General features: G+C 55.9%; 24 protein-coding genes and 1 riboswitch. Of the genes, 14 read left to right on the top strand and 10 right to left on the bottom strand.

Annotated features, from left to right (window positions below):
* Nucleotides 1-77: 77 nt before the first annotated feature.
* The 5 genes from AC6I6N_RS02085 to AC6I6N_RS02065 all read right to left on the bottom strand — a co-directional run bounded on the left by AC6I6N_RS02085 (nucleotide 78) and on the right by AC6I6N_RS02065 (nucleotide 4,487).
* The gene (locus AC6I6N_RS02085) at nucleotides 78-350 is read right to left on the bottom strand and encodes a MoaD/ThiS family protein (protein WP_264672750.1); all 273 of its coding nucleotides are present in this window, start codon (nucleotides 348-350) and stop codon (nucleotides 78-80) included.
* A gap of 71 nt (nucleotides 351-421) precedes the next feature.
* Nucleotides 422-829 carry a M67 family metallopeptidase gene (locus AC6I6N_RS02080; protein ID WP_497942919.1) on the bottom strand — a complete coding sequence of 136 codons (408 nt, stop codon included), beginning with the start codon at nucleotides 827-829 and terminating at the stop codon, nucleotides 422-424.
* Between the two features lie 19 nt (nucleotides 830-848).
* Complete coding sequence (gene moeB, locus AC6I6N_RS02075; protein ID WP_497942917.1) at nucleotides 849-2,021, bottom strand: molybdopterin-synthase adenylyltransferase MoeB; 1,173 nt, start codon at nucleotides 2,019-2,021, stop codon at nucleotides 849-851.
* A gap of 160 nt (nucleotides 2,022-2,181) precedes the next feature.
* Nucleotides 2,182-3,417, bottom strand: coding sequence for an MFS transporter (locus AC6I6N_RS02070; RefSeq protein ID WP_264672749.1), 1,236 nt, complete (start codon nucleotides 3,415-3,417; stop codon nucleotides 2,182-2,184).
* Nucleotides 3,418-3,422: 5 nt separating this feature from the next.
* Complete coding sequence (locus AC6I6N_RS02065; protein ID WP_240631588.1) at nucleotides 3,423-4,487, bottom strand: class I SAM-dependent methyltransferase; 1,065 nt, start codon at nucleotides 4,485-4,487, stop codon at nucleotides 3,423-3,425.
* A 144-nt stretch (nucleotides 4,488-4,631) separates the two neighbouring features.
* Here AC6I6N_RS02065 and AC6I6N_RS02060 point away from each other — a divergent pair, with 144 nt between their 5' ends.
* The 10 genes from AC6I6N_RS02060 (at nucleotide 4,632) to AC6I6N_RS02015 (ending at nucleotide 16,641) form a co-directional block, all read left to right on the top strand.
* Complete coding sequence (locus tag AC6I6N_RS02060) at nucleotides 4,632-5,609, top strand: helix-turn-helix domain-containing protein (RefSeq protein ID WP_497942914.1); 978 nt, start codon at nucleotides 4,632-4,634, stop codon at nucleotides 5,607-5,609.
* A 316-nt stretch (nucleotides 5,610-5,925) separates the two neighbouring features.
* Nucleotides 5,926-9,111 carry a TonB-dependent receptor domain-containing protein gene (locus AC6I6N_RS02055; RefSeq protein ID WP_264672747.1) on the top strand — a complete coding sequence of 1,062 codons (3,186 nt, stop codon included), beginning with the start codon at nucleotides 5,926-5,928 and terminating at the stop codon, nucleotides 9,109-9,111.
* A gap of 64 nt (nucleotides 9,112-9,175) precedes the next feature.
* Nucleotides 9,176-10,054 (top strand): Slam-dependent surface lipoprotein, encoded by an 879-nt coding sequence (locus tag AC6I6N_RS02050; RefSeq protein ID WP_094196484.1) that lies wholly within the window; start codon nucleotides 9,176-9,178, stop codon nucleotides 10,052-10,054.
* Between the two features lie 115 nt (nucleotides 10,055-10,169).
* On the top strand, nucleotides 10,170-11,657 hold the full coding sequence (locus tag AC6I6N_RS02045; protein WP_230018475.1) for a surface lipoprotein assembly modifier: 1,488 nt from the start codon (nucleotides 10,170-10,172) through the stop codon (nucleotides 11,655-11,657).
* 457 nt (nucleotides 11,658-12,114) lie between these two features.
* On the top strand, nucleotides 12,115-12,717 hold the full coding sequence (locus tag AC6I6N_RS02040) for an ATP-dependent Clp protease proteolytic subunit (protein WP_230018476.1): 603 nt from the start codon (nucleotides 12,115-12,117) through the stop codon (nucleotides 12,715-12,717).
* Nucleotides 12,718-12,738: 21 nt separating this feature from the next.
* Nucleotides 12,739-13,359 carry a glutathione S-transferase family protein gene (locus AC6I6N_RS02035; RefSeq protein ID WP_249462207.1) on the top strand — a complete coding sequence of 207 codons (621 nt, stop codon included), beginning with the start codon at nucleotides 12,739-12,741 and terminating at the stop codon, nucleotides 13,357-13,359.
* A gap of 112 nt (nucleotides 13,360-13,471) precedes the next feature.
* Entirely contained in the window at nucleotides 13,472-13,879 is a 408-nt protein-coding gene (locus AC6I6N_RS02030; RefSeq protein WP_230018479.1) for an NUDIX hydrolase, read from the top strand.
* A gap of 77 nt (nucleotides 13,880-13,956) precedes the next feature.
* Complete coding sequence (locus tag AC6I6N_RS02025) at nucleotides 13,957-14,382, top strand: DUF2946 family protein (protein ID WP_326833645.1); 426 nt, start codon at nucleotides 13,957-13,959, stop codon at nucleotides 14,380-14,382.
* A gap of 52 nt (nucleotides 14,383-14,434) precedes the next feature.
* Entirely contained in the window at nucleotides 14,435-14,971 is a 537-nt protein-coding gene (locus tag AC6I6N_RS02020; protein ID WP_108727363.1) for a YcnI family copper-binding membrane protein, read from the top strand.
* 47 nt (nucleotides 14,972-15,018) lie between these two features.
* Nucleotides 15,019-16,641 (top strand): copper resistance CopC/CopD family protein, encoded by a 1,623-nt coding sequence (locus AC6I6N_RS02015; RefSeq protein ID WP_497942903.1) that lies wholly within the window; start codon nucleotides 15,019-15,021, stop codon nucleotides 16,639-16,641.
* Nucleotides 16,642-16,729: 88 nt separating this feature from the next.
* On the opposite strand, the gene AC6I6N_RS02010 is transcribed toward AC6I6N_RS02015, so the two are convergent.
* Genes AC6I6N_RS02010 through AC6I6N_RS02000 form a run of 3 tightly spaced genes read right to left on the bottom strand, consistent with a single transcriptional unit; the run spans nucleotide 16,730 to nucleotide 17,527 of the window.
* Nucleotides 16,730-17,116: a hypothetical protein gene (locus AC6I6N_RS02010; protein WP_230018485.1), complete on the bottom strand. Its 387-nt coding sequence runs from the start codon at nucleotides 17,114-17,116 to the stop codon at nucleotides 16,730-16,732.
* 16 nt (nucleotides 17,117-17,132) lie between these two features.
* Nucleotides 17,133-17,276: a hypothetical protein gene (locus AC6I6N_RS02005; RefSeq protein WP_159086112.1), complete on the bottom strand. Its 144-nt coding sequence runs from the start codon at nucleotides 17,274-17,276 to the stop codon at nucleotides 17,133-17,135.
* Nucleotides 17,273-17,527 (bottom strand): hypothetical protein, encoded by a 255-nt coding sequence (locus AC6I6N_RS02000; protein WP_094196473.1) that lies wholly within the window; start codon nucleotides 17,525-17,527, stop codon nucleotides 17,273-17,275. The genes AC6I6N_RS02005 and AC6I6N_RS02000 overlap by 4 nt, the downstream gene beginning before the upstream one ends.
* A 93-nt stretch (nucleotides 17,528-17,620) precedes the next feature.
* Here AC6I6N_RS02000 and AC6I6N_RS01995 point away from each other — a divergent pair, with 93 nt between their 5' ends.
* Both AC6I6N_RS01995 and AC6I6N_RS01990 read left to right on the top strand, forming a co-directional pair.
* Complete coding sequence (locus AC6I6N_RS01995) at nucleotides 17,621-18,415, top strand: AraC family transcriptional regulator (protein ID WP_497942899.1); 795 nt, start codon at nucleotides 17,621-17,623, stop codon at nucleotides 18,413-18,415.
* An 88-nt stretch (nucleotides 18,416-18,503) separates the two neighbouring features.
* The gene (locus tag AC6I6N_RS01990) at nucleotides 18,504-19,472 is read left to right on the top strand and encodes a LysR family transcriptional regulator (RefSeq protein ID WP_497942897.1); all 969 of its coding nucleotides are present in this window, start codon (nucleotides 18,504-18,506) and stop codon (nucleotides 19,470-19,472) included.
* A 4-nt stretch (nucleotides 19,473-19,476) separates the two neighbouring features.
* Here the strand turns inward: AC6I6N_RS01990 and AC6I6N_RS01985 are convergent, their stop codons facing one another.
* Both AC6I6N_RS01985 and AC6I6N_RS01980 read right to left on the bottom strand, forming a co-directional pair.
* Nucleotides 19,477-20,409 carry an NAD(P)H-dependent flavin oxidoreductase gene (locus AC6I6N_RS01985; RefSeq protein ID WP_497942895.1) on the bottom strand — a complete coding sequence of 311 codons (933 nt, stop codon included), beginning with the start codon at nucleotides 20,407-20,409 and terminating at the stop codon, nucleotides 19,477-19,479.
* A gap of 3 nt (nucleotides 20,410-20,412) precedes the next feature.
* On the bottom strand, nucleotides 20,413-20,958 hold the full coding sequence (locus AC6I6N_RS01980; RefSeq protein ID WP_497942891.1) for a cytochrome b: 546 nt from the start codon (nucleotides 20,956-20,958) through the stop codon (nucleotides 20,413-20,415).
* Between the two features lie 590 nt (nucleotides 20,959-21,548).
* On the opposite strand from AC6I6N_RS01980, the gene AC6I6N_RS01975 reads away from it, so the two are divergent.
* Together AC6I6N_RS01975 and AC6I6N_RS01970 are read left to right on the top strand one after the other, a co-directional pair.
* Complete coding sequence (locus tag AC6I6N_RS01975) at nucleotides 21,549-21,926, top strand: NO-inducible flavohemoprotein (RefSeq protein ID WP_406611923.1); 378 nt, start codon at nucleotides 21,549-21,551, stop codon at nucleotides 21,924-21,926.
* Between the two features lie 6 nt (nucleotides 21,927-21,932).
* Nucleotides 21,933-22,322, top strand: coding sequence for a tautomerase family protein (locus AC6I6N_RS01970; RefSeq protein ID WP_094196468.1), 390 nt, complete (start codon nucleotides 21,933-21,935; stop codon nucleotides 22,320-22,322).
* 45 nt (nucleotides 22,323-22,367) lie between these two features.
* Nucleotides 22,368-22,486: riboswitch (TPP riboswitch) on the top strand.
* The last annotated feature ends 9 nt before the right edge of the window (nucleotides 22,487-22,495 follow it).

Raw genomic sequence — 22,495 nt, 5'->3', positions numbered from 1 at the left:
AAACCAGAGTGATGCACACGCCAAGTGCTGATTGCAGAAACCAGCACTTGCACCATGAAAATCCAGACCAGGCGGTCTTAGCCCCCTGCCACGGCAGGCAGTACGGTCAGGCTGTCGCCAGCGCAGGTGGCGGTTTTCAGGCCATTGCTGAAACGGATGTCCTCTTCGTTTACGTAAATGTTCACAAAACGGTGCAGGTCTTCGCCGCTCATCAGACGTGCCTTGATGCCGGGAAACTGACCGTCAAGATGCTCGATCACTTCGCCTACCGAAGTGCCCTGGGCCTGGACTTTCTTCTCGCCATTCGTCAATGGACGCAGTAAGGTCGGAATAGAGACTGAAATGGACATGCTTAAAACTCCTTTGAAATAGTGGTTTCCAACAGCCGGGACGCACGCCCCCTTAGGAGCGACGCTGTTCCCTAGACAATCACAATGGTTTCTTCGGTCACACCGCCATCGATAATCCGGAAGGATCGAACCGGCACCGTGGCCTGATCCCAGGTGGACACGATCAGGTAATGCAGTTCGGGATGGCCCGCAAAATCAATGTCGTCCTTGCTGGGAAACGCCTGGCTGGCGGTATGAGAGTGGTAGATCACGCAGCACTCCTGATCGTCCTCATCCAGACGGCGGTAGACCTGAAATTGCTCGCGCGAATCGAACTGATAAAACACCTCCGAGGCCGCCCGGTTTTGCATGGGCAGCACACGTTCAGCCACCAGCGAGCGTTCCTGGGCGGCAATCAGTCCGCATGCCTCGATGGGGTGATCCTGCTTGGCATGATTCAGAACTTGTTCCAAGGCAGAACGACGAATCTGCAAGGCCATGATGTGCTCCTTCCCGAACTTAGTAAGACGCCAATTCGGGAGCGACCTGCTCTACCCAAGCCAGCACGCCACCTTCCAGATTGCACACCTTGGGGGCATTCAACTTGATCAACTCTTCGCACACGGCCTTGGAGCGCGCACCGGAGCGGCACGAGATCACCAGATCCGCATTCGGACCAAAGGCAGCCAGAATCTCGGCAGCGACGGTGGGAGACTTGGGCATCAGAATGGCGCCAGGAATGTTCACGATTTCCCATTCATTGGGATCGCGTACGTCCACCAGGACGGGGGCTTGCACTTGGTCCAGCCGTTCTTTCAGCTCCAACACCGTCATGACAGGCACGGGAATGGCCATAGCATCAGCAGGTGGGTTCAGGCCGCAGAAGGTTTGGTAGTCACCCAACTCAGTGACCGGCGTACGATTGGGCAGGCGACGGATAGGCAGTTCGCGGTAGCACATATCCAATGCGTCATAAGCGATCAGACGACCGATCAAAGGATCACCAATGCCGGTAATCAACTTGATGGCTTCGGTGGACATGATGGAGGCAATCGAGGCGCACAAGACACCAAACACCCCGCCCTGCGCGCAAGAGGGAGCCAGCTCGGGGGGTGGCGGTTCGGGGTACAGATCACGATAGTTCAAGCCTATGCCACCGGGCGCGTTTTCCCAGAACACCGAGACCTGGCCTTCAAAGCGGAAAATCGAACCCCAGACATAGGGTTTGTCGGCCAGCATGCACGCATCATTGACCAGATAGCGGGTCGCGAAGTTATCGGTGCCGTCCAGAATCAAGTCGTAGCGCGAGAACAGCTCGACCGCCATATCCGGTTCCAAGCGGTCGGTATAGGTTTCTACCTTGATGTGGGGGTTGAGCTGGTGAATCGCACGCTTGGCGCTTTCCACTTTCAGCTCGCCAATGCTGTCTACGGTGTGAATGATCTGGCGCTGCAGGTTGGATTCATCCACCCGGTCAAAGTCGATGATGCCCAGTGTGCCCACCCCGGCCGCGGCCAAGTACAGCAAGGTGGGCGAACCCAGGCCCCCCGCCCCGATGACCAGCACTTTGGCATTTTTGATGCGGCGCTGGCCTTCCATGCCCACATTGGGAATCAAAAGGTGACGGCTATAACGGTTCACCTCTTCGCGGCTTAAGGGCTCACCGGGTTCAACTAAAGGGGGCAAGGTCATCATGACTCCTGGTTAAATACATATAAATACGAACAAGACTTATTCTCAAATATGACTGAAAATGACACAATGGCCTTCGGGCTCTAATTTCTATGCAAAACGGAGCAAAAACGATGAACGCCAACGCAGCCTATGTACGCCGGCGTTTTCAGCAGAGGATTTACTGGCTGCGCAGCAACACTTCAGTGCTGGCACCAACGCTGTGGCGGACGCGCCAAGCCAGTACAAAGGCGAACAGAACGCCTAAGGTCAAGGCACCCAGCATGACGACTTGCCCGAAGCGGTCCAGCACAATGCCCGCCGCAATCGGGACAGCCATGCGCGCCAAGGTGAAGATGGTCGACTGCAAACCGTAGTCGGAAGCATTGCGCTGTCTACGGGTGAAAAACATAGTCAGGCCAAACAGCAAGGCCGACACCGCCCCCATGCTGGCAGCAATCAACAGGGCACTGCTGATCAGCCACACCGGGCCCAGCTTGGCCCAGACCGAGACCATCAGCAAAACCAGAGACAGCAAAGCCGCCAGCAGATAAATAGGAATGGCACGCGCGGCACCCAGGAATGAGGCCAAACGACCACCAATCAGGCTGAACACGGCACCGGTAATGCCACCAGCAATCCCGACCGTCCAGGCTACCTCTTCCAGGGGCATGCCCTGGTCCAGCATCAAGGGTTTCAAGTAAAACCAGACGGCACCAATAAAGGGAAAGCTGGTCAGCAGCAAGCTGGTCCATTGCTTGGCCCCTTCCTGCCCAAAAAAACTGACCCAATCAGCGACAAAACCAGGCGGCGCCTGCTCGGCCTCTGCCACGTGCAAGCCCGCTTTAGAGCGCAGAAACACAAAGGGCAAACAACCCACAACCAGCCCCAGGCCCATCAAGGCGAACGGTGCCCGCCAACCCCAGCGGGCCTGCACCAGCACCATCACCCCTGCCCCAACAATCGCGCCCAGAAACAAGGCGGCAGAACGAATACTGCCCGCACGCAACTGTTCCTCGCGCGGCAGGTATTGCACGGCCAAGGCATTCAAAGGGATGTCCATCCAGGTCGCCACAATGCTGATGGCAAACGTCAGGGCAAACAGCAGGGTCCGCTGATCAATCAGATTCTCGCGGCCTATGCCTACATACAAAGCCAGCAACAAGACCGCCATCAACCACAGCCAATGCACAAAATGCCCGCCCCCCAGGCGAACGCGCTGCACCGGCATGGCCAGCACCAGCTTGAAAACAGCGGGCAAGGCCGCCAACTGAAACAAGCCTATCTCGGTGCCGGACCAGCCATGCTGGCGCATCACCAGGGGCAGGCCCAGCATCAAATAAATACTGGGGACAGCCAGCACCAGATTCATCCAGCCAAACAGCAGCTGTGCCCCCCACGCTTTCCACGTCTTCATTCTCATCACCCTTTGCACGCCTTGCGCGCAATCAATGCAGTGACGGGCGCAACCGGAAAGCGCACCTCATCAAACTGCTGAACCTCATCAAATCCGGCTTGTTCCAGCAACTGGGCCAACTGCCCTTCCGGCAGCACCTGGCGGCCTTGCATACGCATATGCAGGTAGTAATGCAAAATCCGTTTGGCCTTGCTGACTTCCTTATGCACTTCGGCGTGACAGCACACCAGCACCCCACCGGGGCGCAAGGCGCGATACAGACGGGCCAGCAAAGCGGGAATGTCCGGCACAAAATGCAGCACGGAGGAGCACCAGATCAGGTCGTAATCCGCCCCGAAATCGTCCACCAGCAGATCACCGGCCAAGGTGCTGACACGCGTTTCCAGGCCGGCATCAAGAATTTTTTGCTGAGCGACGGCCGCCGCTGCTTCGTACTCGAACACCACGGCATTCAAGTCCTGCTGCTCTTGTGCCAAGGCAATAGCCACCAGGCCCGGCCCACCGCCCAAATCCAGCAAACGTTGCGCCCGCCAGAACTGCGGCACGGCCCCAAAAATCTCACAGGCCACCTCAGCCGTTACCGCCGTTTGCTCCTGGGCAATTTGCGAGCGCGCCGCCGCTGCCCAACCCTGCTGAATCAGGGCCGGATCCGCCGGAGGAGATTTGCCATTACGCAGCAGCTCTTCCAACTGATTGCCCACCTGGCGCAAAACGCCATGCCGAAACAGCAAGGCATCGCCACAATATTGCGCCGAACCCGGATTCAGATAACGCGCCGTTTGGGGCAGGCTGCGATAGCGTCGCGGACAGGTCCACTGACACTCCAGCAGTTCCAGACTCCACAACAACTCCAGCAGATAAGCGGTGTTGTCAGCGTCCCACTTGAGCACAAGCGCCAACTCCTGGGCAGCGATAAACTGATCCAGATGCGCAAACACCCCATACCCCAAAGCCAGGTTCAAGGCATCGGCACTTAAGCCCGCCAATTGCGCGTCCCAACAGGCTTGCAGCGCATGCGACTGCAACAATTGCTCCGGCAAAACAACGTCTCCTTGCGATCGATCCAGCACTGTTTTTCCCTCCGTAAATTCCACAATGGCCCTTCCCTCTGCCATGACAGCTAGAAATGATATATATTTAATGAGAATTATTTGCATTAAGATCTATGCTGAACGGAGCAATTCATATGCGAGGCGCTTTTAGCAGGAGAAATGATGAATACGCGCAAATGTGGCTATCGCTTAACCACGGATGAACCCAGATCATGCCGCGCTCTGAGCGATGGCCGAGTCCGGCTGCAACTTCCCGAAGAACTGGGCCACTGCTATTCCGAATGCGTGGAGCTGGAACACGGGTTTTTGTTAGGCCGTTTGCACTATCACCCCAGCCGATCGCTGGTTGAAGAAAGCAACGGCCCTCATACGGGCCGTGTCATTGTGGTGACCGTGGGTCTGCAAGGACAGTCGGCCTATCAGGGACGGGAGAGTTCAGACCTGCTGTTCAAGGCAGGCCATACCACGGTGACAGCTTTCCGATCCCTGCGGGGGGAACGCCACTATCAAGAGGACCAATCCGTATCGCAATTACGGCTGGTCATCAGCGAGGCGGCCTTGAACAAATACGTGGGCCCGGAACGCGCCACCCAACTGATGGATTGCGTAGGACTGCATCGTCTGTCTTTTCATGCCAGCAGCCAGGCCACCATGGCCCATGCTGCGGCACTGGCACGCTATATGCAGCCGTGCACCCCGGAGCAGCCCATTCATCACCACAGGCTGAACCTGCAAATCCATGCACTAAGCTTGCTGGCCGAGCAGTTCAACCGCCTGGCTCCGCCCGACGCCCCCAACAGCGCCCCGCTGTCGGTAGATGATATTCAACGGGTTGAGCGAGCACGCGATTTGCTCAGCTCGCAACTGGATCAACCTATCACGGTGGAGTATCTGGCCACGACAGTAGGCATTAACGAGCACAAGCTTAAAGAGGGTTTTCGCTATCTGTACGACAACACGCCTATCGGCCTGCTGCTGGAACTGCGTATGCGCAAAGCCTATACCTTGCTGGAGTCCGGCCAACAAGTGGCCCAGGCTGCCTGGCAAGTGGGCTACAAATACCCCAATAATTTTTCCGTCGCCTTTACACGCTACTTTGGCCGCTCACCCAAATCCATTTTTGGCAACAAGCGCGCCTAAACCCTTGTATTTCCGCTGTTTTCGGCCTCTTTATTCATAGAGGCCCACCCTTCTTTTCGGGCCGCCCCCTGCGGCCCTCTCCCTGAAAAGTTCCCCTTCTGCTTTGACAAGTTCCTGCCATTGCAGCGGATTTCCGGTTCTGCATAGGAATTGCTCCGTCCCGCATATCAATCTAAGTGATAATTATTCTCATTAATAGGAATAATATCCCCGTGCCATTCCCCACCTTTTGAGACAAGGGGTGAACCTGGCCAGCAAACGGGAGCCTTTCCCCACGACAGATTGTTATTTTTCACACGGAGCCCTGGTTCGTTCTATGTCCGCTACCCTTTCCCCCCTACACAAAAAACACGCGCTCAAGCCGCTGGTGTATGCCTTGATTCTGGCCTCCTGGGCCGGGCAGACACAGGCTCAAAGCGTGGGCAGCGCCCCACCCTCTTCCCGTCAGGATGAGAGCCAGGATGACACGGACCGAGCCACTCGCCTGGACACCATTACCGTCGTACGAGAAACCCGCGATGAGGCGGGTAAAACCGATGTATTCGAGAAAGACGTCTCCAATGTGTACGCCGGCAAGGAGGAAATCGAGCTATACAAGGGCAGCTCCGTGGGGGACTTGTTCAAGGGCCTGAATGGTGTGTATGCGGGGGACTCGCGCAATAGCGGCGCGCTGGACCCGAACATTCGCGGTATCCAGGGTGAAGGCCGCATTCCACTGACGATTGACGGCACGGAACAGGCCACATCAGTCTGGCTGGGACCGGCCGGGGTCGCCAACCGCAACTATGTTGATCCCAATATGATCAGCAGCATTCTGGTGGAAAAAGGCGTGTCGGCGACGTCGGGCGCCAGCGGGATTGGCGGATCGGTGCAGATCCGCACGCTGCAGGTGGAAGATATTGTCAAACCGGGCGAGACCTTCGGGATTGAGCTGAAGGCGGAGACAGCGACGAATTCAACCAAGCCGAATGAGCGGGCTTTTGGGATTTTCGGAAAGGACTATCGCGATATTCCGGGGGCGGTCTTTGATAGAGGAGGCCTCAACAGCGTTGTTCTACCTGAGTACATTTCTGCAGACCGTATGCCGAAAGTCGGGAATAGCGGCAAGAACTTCAACTTTGAAGATCACTCCTATCGTCTGGCCATCGCCACGCAACAAGAACATTTTGACCTGTTGGCCGCCTACAGCTACCGCAGTCGCGGCAACTATTACAGCGGTAAAAAGGGTAGCGAGAAGTACGAGAACGACACTTGGCAAGAGGACGCAAATAGCGACTACAACCCGTCGTACTCCTTCCCCAGAGTGAGCTACATCGCCAAGTACTACCGTCCTGGTGAAGAAGTTCTGAACACATCCAGCGAACTGGAAACCACGCTGCTGAAAGGCACGTTGCGCCTACCTCATGATCAAGCCATTGATATGAGCTACATGCGCAGCAACCATACCTTTGGCGAAAACGTGCCATGGAACGTGGTCTGGGCCATCCACGCCCTGGATGGCTATGGCGAAAAAAATATCCTCCAAACCGAAAACCCGTATAGCAAGGTCAAACAAGACACCTGGAACCTGAACTACTCCTGGAATCCCGAAGGCAGTCGTTTCATCAACTTGAAGGCCGGAGCCTGGATTACCCAAAGCGATAGTGAGCGTCATCAGAATGGCGACGTCATTTATGGGATTCAAGGCCAAGGTCTTAATTACGGACGCGATGGTGACTGGGACAACTACACAAATTGCCATGTCCTGGGCACAAACGGCTCTGAATGCGCTTGGGTACCGCCTACCGCCCCAGAAAAGCTGCCCAATACAGACGGACGTTTCAACATCATCCCCAGAGCCTTGCAAATTACCGACCATAGGCGTAGCGGGCTGAACCTTAGCAACGCCATGACTTTGCACCCAACTCTGGATCTGAGCTTATCGGCTGATTTCACACGAGAAAAGCTCAAGCAGCATGACGCGTCGGAGAAGCTCGAGCACCTGAATGAATTGACCTGGGGCGTGAACCACATGGGGCCTCGCTCGGGGACACGTCAGCAATGGAATTTTGGTTTTAACTTCGACTGGCGGCCTGTGGACTGGCTGCAGGTGAATGCTGGTGCACGCTATAGCGACTACTGGTCGTACGACGACAAGCTGGCCGAAATGCGTAGTCAGCAGCATAAAAACTGGGCAATTCAGCCTGCTCTGAAAGGCTATAACTACCAGGTTCAGCGCTTAATGAGCAACCAAGAAGTTGCTGATTACGAAGGCCAAATCATTGAAAGAGAACTCCCCCTGTACAAGCAATATGAAGAAGACTGGCAGTTCATTTCCGATTTAGATCCGAGCATGCTGGAGGCCGTTTTCGGGCATACAAGCAAAAAATCATTTGAAGAAATACTAGGCGATTCATTTCATAAAGGAAAAATTAACGGCTATCGCTATACCGAAGAAACGGTTTTTGTTCCCTCTGGCGAAAGTCACAAAGGTTTTACTGCCAATAACCCCTTTACCAATGGCGAAATTGACTCAACAGAGCAAGTCACCGATGCGCAGGGACAAAAAGGCACAGTAGACAAATACATTGCCTCGATAAGCAATCGCAAACCTGTTTACCAAGACGAATCTGAAATACCCAACAAATGGGAAGAACCTAAAAAACAAAAAGACCATGCTTGGGTTCCTCACATCGGGCTGACAGCCTTCATTACAGACGATATTCGTCTTTATGCCCGTTACAACGAATTTGTACGCTTTCCAAGCCTGTTTGAATCCTCCATGGCATTGGCTGGCGGCAGCAAGCGCTCGACCGGGGCAGCTACTCGTCCTGAACATGCCTACAACTGGGAAATCGGCTATGTCCACAATCTGAGCAGCTACTTCCCAAGCCTGGAATATGCAGACGTCAAGATCAATTACTTCAACAACCGGATCAAAGACTATATAGACCGGGACTGGGACTTCAATACCGTGCAGTTTGCCGAGAAGAAAATGTCCGGTATTGAACTGCAAGCTCGCGTGGATAGCGGTAAATACTTTGCGAACTTTGGCGGCACATACCGCTTGAAGCAACAGCTCTGCGACGCCGACTACGCCCAGACGTTTATGCCCATCCCTGGAGCCGCAGGAAGCGACAACATTCCTGCCTGCGTTGATGGAGGCTTCCCTCGCACCTTTGCCAGAACCAGTCTGCAACCGCAGTACTCCCTGAATCTGGATGTCGGTGCACGCCTGCTGGAAAAGAAACTACTGCTCGGAGCACGTGCGGTGTATCACAGCGCTGCGAAAAACAAAGATGAAGGCCATTTTGGTGGCCTTGGCTGGGCATTTAACAGAACGAACTACTGGAACCCCATTTTGGTGTTCGATGCCTACGCCAGCTATCAGGTACAGAAAAACCTGAATGTGGACGTGGCAATCAGCAATCTAACTAATCAGTACTACCTGGACCCTATGGCCCGCACCTCTATGCCGGCCCCTGGACGGACAGTGCGTGTCGGTATGACAGCACGTTTTTAAGTTAATCGGTTTTTTTGGTCGTTTTCGTAAAAACGCCCTTTTTCTTCACTTAATGGAGTTCGTAATGAAAGCAAGTCTGAATGTACAAAAACTGGCTATTGTTTCGGCTTTCCTGCTGGCCTCCGCCAGCAGCTTCGCTGCCCCCGTCGCTGGTGGTTCCTCGAAAGCATTTGTAGTGGCTAATAAAGAGTCCACAATGATGGCTCAAGGCGAAGCTGGTATCTCCATGCCAGGTACTGACCCATATGACGCCACCAAACAATCGGGTGTGGTGAGCTTCAAAAGCGGTCCTCTTTGGCAAACCAATCAAGTGCTGGGTGGTGCTGATGGCAACGGATATATTCAAATGCCCTTGGGAACAAACATTGCTGAAACATGGCGCCATACCATCACCAGCGGTGTAGGAACAGGCACTCAAATTTACGCCTATCGCCAACTGAACAATCCTCTGCCGGGCTACCCCCACTTCGGTGGCGAAGTAGTTGCCAAGGTTTCCGGCCAGGAAGTGTATTTTGGTGAGTGGGCTCCCCGCATAGCCGGCACACCTCCAGCAAGCAGCACGGATCTGAACCTGAGCCATGCTGACCGCACGGTGTTCTACACTGGCGAAAACCCAACTACAGCCATGCCTAACCTGGTCAATGCCAAGTACGATGTTGTAGGCGTCAACCAGTACAACCCTGGCACTCAAGCAGGTATCTCCAAAGGCACCCTGACCGCCAACTACGGTGGTGGTACAGGTACCCTGGCTGGTCTGGTTGGTACTGTTTTGTTTAATGGCACAACCATTGCTTCCGATGGCTCTTTCGCTAAAAACTTTAGCGGTAGTACAGCCAAAATTGAGGGCCAATTCTACGGCGCAGCCGCTGACGCCCTGGCAGGTATTTACTACAACCCAGCCAACGGTGCCAATGACATGGCCTTCGGCGGTGCCAAACAGTAATCCGCCTCTGACAACACCCTAGTGTTGCCATAAGAAAAGGGGGATCGACAAGCTCGATCCCCTTTCTCTCCGGACCCTGCGTCCATCTCCCCTTTTTCTTGCAAGGTTTTCATTCATGCATGGGCGAGCCCTTCCCCTTTTGTGCCTGCTGCTGGCCATGGCATCCAGCGCGGTGCAAGCCAACGACGACGATACGCGCCGACTTTTGAATCAAATCGACCGCAATCTGAACGAACGCGAACGCTCCCATTTAGTGGAAGAAACCCCGCCCGATGTGGACCCCTCGGCCCTGATCACCATCAACGGCACAACCTATAGCGTTGATGCCACGCTGACCGATCTGGAACCGGCCATTTATGTCGCCATCAATCTGCAGCAGTGGGCCAAGGTGGATCAGTTTGTAGAAAAGTATCAGGAGCTGCCCGGCCACAACCCTGCTTTGGTGCTGATGGCTCAAGGGATGGTGGCCCGTAGCAAGGACAATCACAGCCTGGCGATCAGCAAGCTGCGCCAAGCTCAAGAAAGCGATCCCAATATGATGCGCGCCAAGCTCGAACTGGCCCGCGTACTGTTCGAGGACTATCAATCCAGCGAAGCCAAGGAACTGTTCAGCCAGATTTCCTCTGCCGGTATTCCGGATGAAGTGCGACCCGTGATCGAAGGCTTTCAGGGTGCCCTGCAAGACCGCAATGCCTGGCACGGCTCTGCCTCGATTGGCCTGGGCTACAACAGCAATATCAACAAAGAAAACGGCCAGCAAGACACCTTCCTCACCTGCTATTTCTTTGGGTGCTTTCCGTCGGTACGCAAGATGCCGGACCCGGTCAAATCCACGGCCATGGTCTACGACCTGACCTTGAACCGGCGTTTCCAGCTCAGCGGCAACCACAATCTGCTGCTGCGCGGCCTGAGCTACGGCAATCTGTACGACAAGCACAAGCAAGCCGAGCCCAAGGACATTTATTACAGCGACAACACCAGCATTATTTACGCGGGCTACAACTATCAGGACGCTAAAAACGACCTGTCGATTACGCCCTTGTTCGAGAACAATTACACCAACCGTCGCACCAGCTATCAGTCCTGGGGTGGGCGCGTGGACTGGAAGCACAATCTTAGCGACAGGCTGCAAGTGGGCGTGAATGCCCAGCACAAGAGCCTGTCCTACAAAGGCGATTTACGGCAGTACTTTGAAGGCGTCAAAGAGAACCAGATAGGCTTGTACGGCTCGTATCTGATCGATGCAAAAACCGTGGTCTACGGGGGCCTGAATTACACCCGTAATCTGCAGTCTCAGCAAACCGCACAAAGCCGCAGCTATATGGCAAATCTGGGAATTTACAGGGCCTTTGATGCAGGCTTGAACATCAACGCCACGGCACTGTACCGGCAGACCCGTCACGATGCCGAGGACTTGTTCTTGGGTGGGCTGCGCAAGGACCGGCAACAGATTTATATCCTGAACGTGGGCATGCCACGCTTTGCGTTCCAAGGCATTACGCCCAATCTGTATCTGAAGCACACCTTCAACAACAGCAATATCGACTGGGCTTTCAAATACAAGCAAACCGAAGTCGCGCTGAAGCTGGAAAAGCGTTTTTAAGCAGGGACTTCTTCGACCTTGGCAACTGATCTGGTGCAGTCCCGTTTTAGCATCAAGCGCCTGAAGCAACAGGTATCTTTTTTAGTGACAGGGGGCGTCGTGTCACTGTTGAGAGAAGCGTTTCCAATGAGCTATCGGGGTTCTGTGGCAGGTCTCCAGGCCCAGCCACAGCTTGTAGATCAGCGCCTTTCTCGGATGCTGATCCAAGAAGCAGGACGATAGGGTCTTGTTCTCCCGATCAAATACCAAACAAGCATGAGACTATGACGAACATGCAGGGCAAACCACCCTGCTGTTGATTTGTCTGCCTGCTCGGAACGCGCTTGGGCGCCCCCAGCCCGGACAAAAAAAACCACAAAAATTGCCAAGTGAAAGCCCGGTTGATCATCAGTCGGGATATAGTCGAGCAATCGATTTTCCTTAGCAGACAGAAACGTATCCCTTGGAGTCTTCACCCATGCTTGGCCAAGAAAAAGAAACTCGCTCTGATACCAGCCCTCAAGATAGCGCCTTTCTGGAAGAAAAAGCCTTCCGCGCCCGTACTGTGCTGGTCTTTGGCACCATCACGGATAAGCTCGCCTCGGAAACCGTGCGCAAGCTGCTGGCGCTGGATGCCGAATCCACCGCCCCCATCACCATGATCGTGTCCTCGCCCGGTGGTCACCTGGAATCGGGCGACGCCATCCACGATGTGGTGCGTTTTATTTCCTCGCCCGTCACCATGGTCGGTACCGGTTGGGTTGGCAGTGCTGCCACCCACCTGTTCCTGGGCGCGGCTCGCGAGCGCCGCGTATGCCTGCCACAAACCCGTTTTCTGATTCACCAGCCCAGCGGTGGCGCCGGTGGTCAGGCCAGCGATATGGCCATTCAAGCCCAGGAAATCATGAAAGCGCGCGAACGTATCGCTCAAGTGATTTCCCGTGAAACCGGCCAGCCTATCGAGCGTGTGCGCGACGATATCGAGCGCGACAAATGGATGAGTGCCGAGGAAGCCATAGAATATGGCCTGATCTCACGCATCATTGAACGCCGTGACGAACTGCTGCCTGCCAACAAATAATCTGCGCCTCAGAGCCCCTTCATGCTGACCATTCTTGGCAGAGAATCCTCCATCAATGTGCGTAAAGTCATGTGGACCTGCGCGGAGCTAAGTCTGGAGTTTGAGCGGCAGGATTGGGGCCTCGGTTTCAAGGACGTCAACACGGACGAATTCCTTGCGCTGAACCCTAACGCAAAGATCCCCGTCCTGCTGGATGGGGATCGCGTGCTGTGGGAGTCCCATACCATTGTGCGTTATCTGGCCAATCGCCAAGCGCCCACCGCCTTGTATCCACAAGATGCCTGGCAACGGGCCAAGGTAGATCAATGGATAGACTGGCAGGCGTGCGAGCTGAACCCATCCTGGTCCTATGCGTTTATGAGCCTGGTACGGCAGTCACCCCAACACCAGGATGCGGGGCAGGTCCAGGCATCGTTATCGGCCTGGGCACAGATGATGTCCATTCTGGATAAACAGTTGGCTCAAACCCAAGCCTATGCAGCCGGACCGGCGTTCAGCCTGGCCGATATTATTCTGGGCCTGTCCATTCACCGCTGGCTGAATACGCCGTTTGATCGCCCGAAACTGCAGGCGGCCGAAGACTACTACCACCGCTTGGCCTCACGGCCTGCGTTTCTAGAACAATGTGCCGGTTTTCCCTAAACGCTGCTTTGTCTTAGCTAAGCCAAGCCGCCCCCTGTGTTCGCGGCTTTTTTTACGTGTGATTGACGCTCGGGGCCACTTGACGCCCTTTTAACAAACTAGAGACGTAGACATGGACGAAACCATACGAGTGGGCTGCGGTGCAGTCATTATGCAAAACGACAAAATCTTGCTGCTCAAGCGCGTACGTGAGCCGGAAGCCGAGCACTGGGGCATCCCGGGCGGCAAAGTGGACTGGCTGGAAACCCTGGAGCAAGCCGTCAAACGCGAAATTATGGAAGAAGTGGGGTTGCGTTTGGATAGCCTGGAGCTGCTGGTCAATGTGAACCAGATTGATGCCAACAAAGGAGAGCACTGGGTTGCGCCTGTCTATTGGGTGACATCTTTCACCGGCCAAGCGGTGGTGCAGGAGCCAGAAAAGCACAGCGGCATGGACTGGTTTGCATTGGACCAACTGCCAGGGCCTTTGACGGTGGCGACCCAACTAGCCGTCGCCGCTATTAAACAGCGTAAAGAGTGAAACACTTAAAGTTTGGCGCCAGATAACTGACAAACACCTCATCTGTCGGCCACCTCTTTTGTAATATACTTTTCCGCATGCGCGCCCTGGGTCCCCATTTCGTTTTTCGCGAAATCCGAGTCTGGCAATTTCTGTTTTGCCTGGCTCTGCTAGCCTACGTCTGTCGCGCCATCGTCCCAGCAGGCTATATGCCTACCCGCTCTGCACAAGACAATGGTTTTGCCATTACCTTCTGTACAGCAGGCAATTCAGCCAATACGCTCTGGATTGATCTGATCGGCCAAGATGGCCAGGCGGATTCCGATACACATCAAAACCAGCAGGATTGTCCCTTTGGTATCGCGGCGTCCCCCGCCTTGTTGCCGACCTTGGATGCGCCTGTCCTGATCAGCCTGATTACATATCAGCCGGTTTTGTTGGCCGAGAGCAATCAAACCCGGCCCCCGCTACCTGCACAAGGCCCGCCTTTAGGTTCACGCGCCCCGCCCTTACTCCTCGCTTGATAGGTCCCCGTCCTTTGACGGTCTCTTTTTTCTTATCTAGCCGAGGTTTTCAATGTCGATTTCTTCTATGTCTTCCCGTGCCATTCTGGGCATGGCTGCTGTGCTGTTCGCCTCTTGCGCTGTTGCACACGTTTCCCTGCAAACCAAGCAAGCCCCGGTGGGCAGCAGCTACAAGGCTGTTCTGTCCGTGCCGCATGGCTGCAAAGGCTCTGCCACCACCAAAATCCGTGTCCGTATTCCTGAAGGCGTGGTCGGCGTCAAACCACAACCCAAAGCAGGCTGGACGCTGGAAACCGTAAAAGGTGACTACAAGCAGGCCTATACGCGTTGGGGTGCCAAGGTCAGCTCCGGTGTTCAGGAAGTGGTCTGGGCTGGCGGCCCTTTGCAGGACGAACACTATGACGAGTTCGTGTTCATCAGCTACTTAGGCGATGAGCTCAAACCCAATAGCACGCTCTACTTCCCGGTTGTGCAGGAATGCGAGCAAGGCGTGGAGCGCTGGATTGATCAAGCGGCACCGGACACCCAGAAAGCGGCTGACCATTCCGACGCCCCTGCTCCCGCGCTGCAACTGTTGCCCAAACCGTAGACACCCAGGCGGCGGCTGCCCTTGGACATCAGCCTAAAGGAGATCTTATGCAAACCCAGTCCCTGCATAGGCAGGCATGCTGCCACCCATTGCTTGTGCTGCTAATCGCCTTGCTTTTGCTGGCCTGGGTGCCAGCTCTGCATGCTCATGCGTCCTTGGTGGCCAGCAAGCCCGATAGCGGCACAATACTGGCCCAGTCGCCCAGAACCGCCAGCCTAAGTTTCAATGAGTCCGTCTCCCCCTTGCTGATGGCCTTGATTCGTCCCGACGGTTCCTCCGAAGAACTGGGGGACGTTTTGATGCAAGACCAGCGGCTGGAACTGGCCTTGCCGCCCATGGAGACCGAGGGTACTTATGGACTGAGCTGGCGAGTCATCTCTGCCGACGGCCATCCCGTCGGCGGAACACTGACATTTGCCATTGGAACGCCCAGCGCAAACCTGATGGACAGCACCCGCAGCAATCCCGTCAGAAACGGCCTGATCTGGCTGGCTCGACTCTTGGGCTATCTGGGTCTGTTTACAGGGATAGGCTGGGTGGTCTATCGGGCGCTGACCTCAACATCAAACCAGACCTCAGCCCAGCAAAGTCGTCTCGCACCGCGCATGCTGGCTTTAGGTGCCATAGCCTTATTGCTAAACCTGGGTTTGGTCGGTGTCGATGCGCTGGACTTGCCGCTGTCCGCCTTGTTCGGCACGACGGCCTGGAAAACGGCTGTATCGACCTCGATGGGCGTGGCCGTGCTGCTGGGCTGGGTCGCCCTGGCCTGTGCCGCCCTTTCCTGGCAGGCAAGGAGTCCCACTAGCCAGAAATGGCTGGCCGCCTTAGCGCTGACTCTTTTGGGGGCTTCTCTGGCTTCCAGCGGTCATGCCAGCACGGCAGATCCCGCCTGCTTGTCCCGGCTCAGTGTCTGGCTGCATGTTGTGGCGCTGACATTGTGGATGGGTTCTTTCCTGCCTTTGGCCTACGCGCTTGAACAGGCTCAGGAATCCCGCTTGCTGACCCTGTTCTCGCGCTGGATTCCCGCCATCCTGCTGGTCCTGATCCTGAGCGGAGCCGCACTGATCTACGTGCAATTCGATCAGCTCGCCTCGCTATGGGAAAGCCGATATGGGCAAGTGCTCAGTGCCAAGCTGATTCTGGTTCTGCTCTTGCTGGCTCTGGGAGCCTACAACCGCTATCGCCTGACCCAAGCTGTCTTGCAGCAGCGTAGCGATGCACGACAGGCTCTGCGACGTGTGGTTCGTCTGGAATATGTGTTGGCGGTGCTGATCCTGGCCGTGGCCGCCTTGTGGCGCTTTACCCCACCTCCGCGCGCCTTGGCCCAGCTCGTCTCCCCCACCATTTCCAGCCATATCCATACTGAAGCAGCAAGGGCGGACCTGTTGTACATTCCGGCCACCGCCCAGCGCCCGGCCATTCTAACCGTCTCTTTATACGAACCCGATTTCAGTCCCTTGAAGGCTCAAGAGGTGGAGGTGATTTTCAGCAACCCGCAGGCTGGAGTGGAATCCATTACCTTTCCGGCGAAACTCACGCGACAGGATCAATGGGAAGTCAATACTCTCGAGCTGCCGCATCTAGCCAGTTGGAACATTCGCATTCAAGTGTTGATTTCAGACTTTGAACGCATCCACCTGGATAGCACGCTGGATTTGCAAGCCAACTAAATCGCACACAAAAACAGGCCGCATCACACGGCCTGTGGTCCCTCTTTTGATCTGACTTCCTCTTTCTGGCAGCCATGCCGCCCGCAATTTAACGGGCCAGTAAACGACTGGCCTCAAGCCTGGCTTCGCCTTCATCAACGACAAAGCTGAATTGCAGGCCCAGCACCCGGCCCAAGGTCTGCTGTGCCAGGCGTGCTGCAGCAGGAATGGCCCGCCCCTTGCTGATCACTACCATGCCAGCGCACAAATCCTTCAAGCGCTGCTTGTTCTGCTTGAAGAACAAGGCGCGTTGCTTGCGATCCTCGTGGCTTTCCTCATGGGCATGGTCCCCACCGCCCAACCTGTCAGTCAACAAGACAAAGCGTTGGCCCCGATTCAACAAGGCCTCTAATTGATCCTGCGCCTGTTGCGGTGTTTGCTGTGGGCTGTGTTCTCTTAAAAACACCAATGGAAACTGCGTGTCATCGACTTGCATAAGCGGCTCCTTGCCATCAATAAAGACAGCCACTATCAAAGCGGCGCACGCCTAAATAGGGGATGCCTCCAAAGGCACGCATCAAGCCGCCGGATAAATACAAGCAGGCGGTATCGCGCAGCCAATACGGACGAACCGTTGCGCCTTCACCTCTCATCACAGCCTGGACTCCACAAAATCACGCAATTGAGGGTCCCGAATCTCCAAGGCATCAAACAAGCCCAAGGCTTTCAAGGCTGGCAAGGCCGCCACAATATCGTTCAAGGCACGCTGACGTTGTGCATCGCTGACACCAGGCTGGCGCAACGTCGCTGCATTGGCCAGAAAGGCGCCAACCGTGCCTTTGCGAATAGTGGTGCCAGCAATCTGAACTTCGCTGGCGTGATCGGGAAGAATGTCATGTGCTTGCATGTATCGCTCCTTTGTTCATCAAGGCTTTCAGTGTAAGCACAAAGGTTTTGGCAGATGTACACTGTATCGGTCAATGAATAACAAAATTACGCCATGCCTGAACGAAAAATAGGTCTGCATGATTTTCTGAACTTCCCCGAGCATCCTGTGCTATTCGCCGTCACCGGTAATCACGACTCGGAACTATCCTCGCGCTCCCATCAGCACGCTCGCGGGCAGTTGTTCGGTTCTCTGCGCGGCTTGCTTTCCGTCGGGGTGGAAGACGCCGTTTGGGTGGTGCCCGCTATCCATGCCGTCTGGTTGCCGCCGCATGTCCTGCACTCGGGCCAATCGCACGGCCCTTATCATGGCTGGAGCGTTTATATAGACGAAGCGGCCTGCGCCGACCTGCCCGCCCACGCCTGCACCTTGCGTACCTCGGGCCTGTTGCGTGAAGCCGTGCTGCGCGCCTGCTCCTGGGAGTTGATTCCCGCTGCCCCCTTGCCCCAAGAACAAGCGCATATTGCCTCCGTTATCCTGGATGAAATCCGTACCCTGCCCGTCGAGCCTTTTGGGCTGCCGCTCCCCCGGGACCCGCGCTTGCAACGCATTGCTCGCGCCCTGATTGCCGACCCCAGCAACAACCAGGGCATGGAGCACTGGGCGAGCTGGGCAGCGGTCAGTCTGCGTACCTTAAGCCGCCGTTTCGTTACAGAAACCGGCTTTAACTTCACCGCCTGGCGGCAACGCGCCCGCCTGATGCGCTCCCTGGAAATGCTGGCAGCCGGTGTTCCAGTAGCCACCATTGCCTATGATCTGGGTTATTCCAGCCCCAGCGCCTTTATCAGCCTGTTTCGGCGCAGCTTTGGGCATACCCCGGCCAATTACCGTCACCAACTTTCAACCTAGCCCCTTCTGCGCTGTACGACGCATCGGAAATGTCATAAAGTGATTGAACGAAAACCAAAACATCACTTTTAGACATAGGACAGCCGGTATGGAAATGCGCCAATTACGGATTTTTTGTGCGGTTGCCGAGCATGGCAGCTTTACGGCCGCTGCCCAGAAAGTGCACACCGTGCAATCCAATGTCACCATGCGCGTCAAAGAGCTGGAGGCAGAGCTGGAACAGCAATTGTTCATACGCCAGAAAAGCGGCGTGGTGCTAACTGCGGCTGGCCATACTTTTCTGGACTACGCCCGCCGTATCTTGCAACTGACCGATGAAAGCCGTGCGGCCCTGCAAGACACGGGCACGCCCAGCGGTCTGCTGCGCCTGGGTTCCATGGAAACCACGGCTGCCATCCGCCTGCCCCAGGTTCTGATCCAATACCGCGAGCGCTACCCCCAGGTTCAGTTGTCCTTGCAAACCGGCACCACGGCAGAGCTGATTAAAGCCATCGAGACCCACCAGCTAGATGGTGCTTTTGTCGGTGGTTTTCATCAAAACCCGGCCCTGATTCAAGAAGAGGTGTTTGAGGAAGAGCTGGTGCTGGTCAGCAGCAAGACGGTGGAATCCTTGTCTGCCCTGATCGAAACAATCCCCCAACAAACGGTTCTGGTCTTTAGAACCGGCTGCTTTTACCGCTCTACGCTGGAACACTGGTTTTACCAGGCCGGGCTGGTGCCCAACCAGATCATGGAAATGGGGACGCTGGACGGTATTCTGTCCTGCGTGGCCTCGGGCATGGGCATTACCTTGCTGCCCAAAGCCATCGCCCAGAACAGCAGCTTGCGCTTGCCCGTGCAATGCCACGAGCTACCACCTGAGCTTGCGCGGGTGAAAACCGTGTTTATCCGTCGTGCCGATACCAATCCTGGCTCTGCCCTGCGCAGCTTTGTGGCCCTGGCTCAAGCGCAGTTCGCCCAATTTCCCAAGCCAGATCAAGGCCATGCCGAACTGCCTGCTCTAACCGGCCAGCCTGTGGGTCCGTCCAACAACGTCGCACAGACCTTGCCACAGTAAGCCATCAAGGCAGCCCCAAGACCAGCTCCTCAACCCGCTCTGCCGCTGGCACAATGCTGTGAATTTTGCCCACGCCCTGACCTGCATACAAAGACAGTTTCCTGGCCATTCTGTCCTTGTCAATCGCCCGCGCCCCGCCCCCGACCCAACGCAGCACATTCCACTTGTCGCGGTTGGGAATCACACGATGCGGGGTGCCATAGGGCCAGCCAAAGGAATAGCCGGTGCGATATTGCGTATCGTCCGTACTAGCTTGCAGAATCTTTTGCTTGTAGAGCGGGTGTGCATTGGACTCCTCGCTGGCCAGAAAGGCCGTGCCCACCAGTACACCAGAAGCCCCCAGAGTCATGGCCGCCCTGACATCCTGGCGGGTAACAATTCCGCCTGCGGCCAGTACGGGACGGCCCTGCGCACCGTCCAGAATGGCAGGTAGTAAAGACATCAGGCCAATCGTGCCGCGATTCAGGTGACCACCGCCCTCACTGCCTTGGGCGACGATAATGTCGGCCCCCTGCGCCATCGCTTGGCGAGCCAGTGCCACCGTGCCGGTTTGCACCATCACGATCATGCCGGCGTCTTTGGCGCGGGGAATCAGGTCGGCGCAATAGTCCTCGGCATAGAACAGCGACAAGATGCGGGGGCGCTCCTGCAAGATCACCTGGAACTGGGCCTCGAACACTTCCGGGCCACCAAACTGCGGCACGATATTCACCCCAAAAGGCCGGTCCGTCAGCGCTTTAGTTTCCCGCAGCCAGTTACGCAACGTCAAGGGAGCCAGACGCAAGCCGCCCAGCACGCCCACCCCGCCCGCATTCGCTACCGCCGCCACCAATGGTGGCCCTGAGATCGCAGCCATGCCCGCCAAAAAGATCGGGTATGGCACACCACACATCTGCGTGATGACATTGCCCGCAAAGACTCGGTTTGCTTCGCTCATGATTTACAACTCCACCTGTTTGCCCAGCATTCGCCGCAGGGCCAGATTTTTGAGCACAATATGGTTTTTGAATGCCCCGAAAAGGTGCAAGGCCAACCCCAGCAAAAAGACAGTGGCGCCAATATTGAACAACACATCGACCACGGCTTTGAGCTGCTCATTCGGGCTGATCAAGGTCGGCAAGGCCAGACCACCGGGCAGTTCCACCGCCACCCCCGCTGCCGCTCGGGACAGCCAGACAGCAACGGGCAGCAGCACCATCGCCAAGGCCAGGGCTATCGCCACTGAACGGGCCACTATCACCTCTACCGGATTGGGCGAGCCCACCGGCAAGGGATGAAAAGACGTCACCCGCGCCCAGAAACGGTAGATGGAGATCAGGAACAGCAGCGTCCCCAGCAGATTTTGCAACAGCACCAGCCGCGCCTCACCGGGGCTTTGGGCGATGGCCACCTCCAAACCCAGAATGGAAAACAGCAAGGCCGCAATAAGCCAGTGCAACACAATCGTGATGGGCGAGAACCTGAGTCCGTTGTCTCGCAGTTGCATGATTAGCTCCTTGAAAAGGTCATCGAGGACAAGTCCTTTACCGTGCAATACCCAACGTGATACGTCGTGGGCCGCCTACCCAACACGCACAAGCGGCCAGCTTCGGTCATCACCTTGCCTCCTGCTGGTCTGGGCCTGGGTCACGGTGTCCTCAGAGCCTTGGCTCTGCCAAGGACCGGCGTTTAAGAGCCTTGACGATAGGCGCAGCCATCAATCAAGTAAAATGATGAATATTGATAAATAAAATCTTTTTTAGTGATCGATGAACAGATAGTTTTCCTCATGCCCTCACGCGGCAGACGGGCAACCCTCATCATCTCAGCCCTCTGGCACTGGCTCCTACCTGCAGGCCGTCTGCAAGTACGCCTAAAGCTCGTCCAGACCACGCTTATAGGAATCGCCATTTAATCATTATTAATGATCCATAAATTCACTATTCATCATTTTACTTGATTCATTCAGTCTTCTATCTTCCCTATGGATAGCGCCGCTATCTCAACCTCAAACTAGGAGACTGATACCGTGACTCACCCTGCTGCCTATCTCGTTGACTGTACAAATAGCCACGTCTTGCCTGGCTTTTGATTTGTATGTTGACAGACGCTCAACGCGACATCATCAAGGCGGCTGTGCCGCTGCTGGCAAGCGACGGTGAAGCCTTGACCACCTATTTTTATGAATTGATACTGCGCGACTCCCCACCGCTGAGTCCCTTGGCCAGCCAGATCACCAACAATCGCGTTGCTCTCCAAATCCAGTCCGAGCGTGCCCCACATGCGGACACTTTCCTGCTGCAAGCCCTACGCGAAGAGCTGATCGAGAGGATGGCCAGCAACGAGCTTATTGATGAATGGGCCGCCGCTTACCAGCAACTATCAACCTTGCTCATCGAAGCCGAACGCCTGATGTACGACGATATGGCTATCACTCCCGACGGCCTTGCAGACCGCACTTCCTATCAAGAATGACCCACCATGCCACTACTGAAATTTGACCTGATCCAAGGCCGCAGCGACGACGAACTACGCCAGCTACTGGACACCACGCACCAAGCCATGGTGCACGCCTTTGATGTTCCTGCCAGCGACCGCTACCAATGCGTCACCCAGCACCGTCCCGGCGAGCTGGTGCTGGACGACACCGGCCTGGGCTACCCACGCAGCGACAAAGTAGTGCTGCTGCATATCGTGTCCCGCCCCCGCAGCGAGAGTCAGAAAGTCCAGTTCTACCGTTTGCTGGCAGAGCGACTGGAACAAAACTGTGGCGTATCACCCGATGATCTGATCATCGCCCTGGTCGAGAACAGCGATGCAGACTGGTCCTTCGGGCGTGGGCGAGCGCAGTTTTTGACGGGGGAGTTGTAGGCGAAAGACAGGTATACTCGCCCAGACCGTTTTAACAAGAACGGTCTTTTCACCGAGGGGAGCCTGGCGAGCAGGCTGAGAAACTGCCCGAGCAGATTGCACCGCAGTGACCCGTTGAACCTGATCCGGGTCATGCCGGCGAAGGGACGGGTATGTACCTGCTCGCCGCTTGC

The organism is Alcaligenes sp. LTN-3, from assembly GCF_059735605.1.
Note: the sequence above shows the minus strand (reverse complement) of the source record. Positions and strands in the feature narration are given on the sequence as shown.

Bases quoted from the DNA above. Each gene is read 5' to 3' on its own strand.
- AC6I6N_RS02085 (WP_264672750.1), bottom strand. From the start codon at position 350: ATGTCCATTTCAGTCTCTATTCCGACCTTACTGCGTCCATTGACGAAT.
- AC6I6N_RS02080 (WP_497942919.1), bottom strand. From the start codon at position 829: ATGGCCTTGCAGATTCGTCGTTCTGCCTTGGAACAAGTTCTGAATCAT.
- moeB (WP_497942917.1), bottom strand. From the start codon at position 2,021: ATGACCTTGCCCCCTTTAGTTGAACCCGGTGAGCCCTTAAGCCGCGAA.
- AC6I6N_RS02070 (WP_264672749.1), bottom strand. From the start codon at position 3,417: ATGAAGACGTGGAAAGCGTGGGGGGCACAGCTGCTGTTTGGCTGGATG.
- AC6I6N_RS02060 (WP_497942914.1), top strand. From the start codon at position 4,632: ATGAATACGCGCAAATGTGGCTATCGCTTAACCACGGATGAACCCAGA.
- AC6I6N_RS02055 (WP_264672747.1), top strand. From the start codon at position 5,926: ATGTCCGCTACCCTTTCCCCCCTACACAAAAAACACGCGCTCAAGCCG.
- AC6I6N_RS02050 (WP_094196484.1), top strand. From the start codon at position 9,176: ATGAAAGCAAGTCTGAATGTACAAAAACTGGCTATTGTTTCGGCTTTC.
- AC6I6N_RS02045 (WP_230018475.1), top strand. From the start codon at position 10,170: ATGCATGGGCGAGCCCTTCCCCTTTTGTGCCTGCTGCTGGCCATGGCA.
- AC6I6N_RS02040 (WP_230018476.1), top strand. From the start codon at position 12,115: ATGCTTGGCCAAGAAAAAGAAACTCGCTCTGATACCAGCCCTCAAGAT.
- AC6I6N_RS02035 (WP_249462207.1), top strand. From the start codon at position 12,739: ATGCTGACCATTCTTGGCAGAGAATCCTCCATCAATGTGCGTAAAGTC.
- AC6I6N_RS02030 (WP_230018479.1), top strand. From the start codon at position 13,472: ATGGACGAAACCATACGAGTGGGCTGCGGTGCAGTCATTATGCAAAAC.
- AC6I6N_RS02025 (WP_326833645.1), top strand. From the start codon at position 13,957: ATGCGCGCCCTGGGTCCCCATTTCGTTTTTCGCGAAATCCGAGTCTGG.
- AC6I6N_RS02020 (WP_108727363.1), top strand. From the start codon at position 14,435: ATGTCGATTTCTTCTATGTCTTCCCGTGCCATTCTGGGCATGGCTGCT.
- AC6I6N_RS02015 (WP_497942903.1), top strand. From the start codon at position 15,019: ATGCAAACCCAGTCCCTGCATAGGCAGGCATGCTGCCACCCATTGCTT.
- AC6I6N_RS02010 (WP_230018485.1), bottom strand. From the start codon at position 17,116: ATGCAAGTCGATGACACGCAGTTTCCATTGGTGTTTTTAAGAGAACAC.
- AC6I6N_RS02000 (WP_094196473.1), bottom strand. From the start codon at position 17,527: ATGCAAGCACATGACATTCTTCCCGATCACGCCAGCGAAGTTCAGATT.
- AC6I6N_RS01995 (WP_497942899.1), top strand. From the start codon at position 17,621: ATGCCTGAACGAAAAATAGGTCTGCATGATTTTCTGAACTTCCCCGAG.
- AC6I6N_RS01990 (WP_497942897.1), top strand. From the start codon at position 18,504: ATGGAAATGCGCCAATTACGGATTTTTTGTGCGGTTGCCGAGCATGGC.
- AC6I6N_RS01985 (WP_497942895.1), bottom strand. From the start codon at position 20,409: ATGAGCGAAGCAAACCGAGTCTTTGCGGGCAATGTCATCACGCAGATG.
- AC6I6N_RS01980 (WP_497942891.1), bottom strand. From the start codon at position 20,958: ATGCAACTGCGAGACAACGGACTCAGGTTCTCGCCCATCACGATTGTG.
- AC6I6N_RS01975 (WP_406611923.1), top strand. From the start codon at position 21,549: ATGTTGACAGACGCTCAACGCGACATCATCAAGGCGGCTGTGCCGCTG.
- AC6I6N_RS01970 (WP_094196468.1), top strand. From the start codon at position 21,933: ATGCCACTACTGAAATTTGACCTGATCCAAGGCCGCAGCGACGACGAA.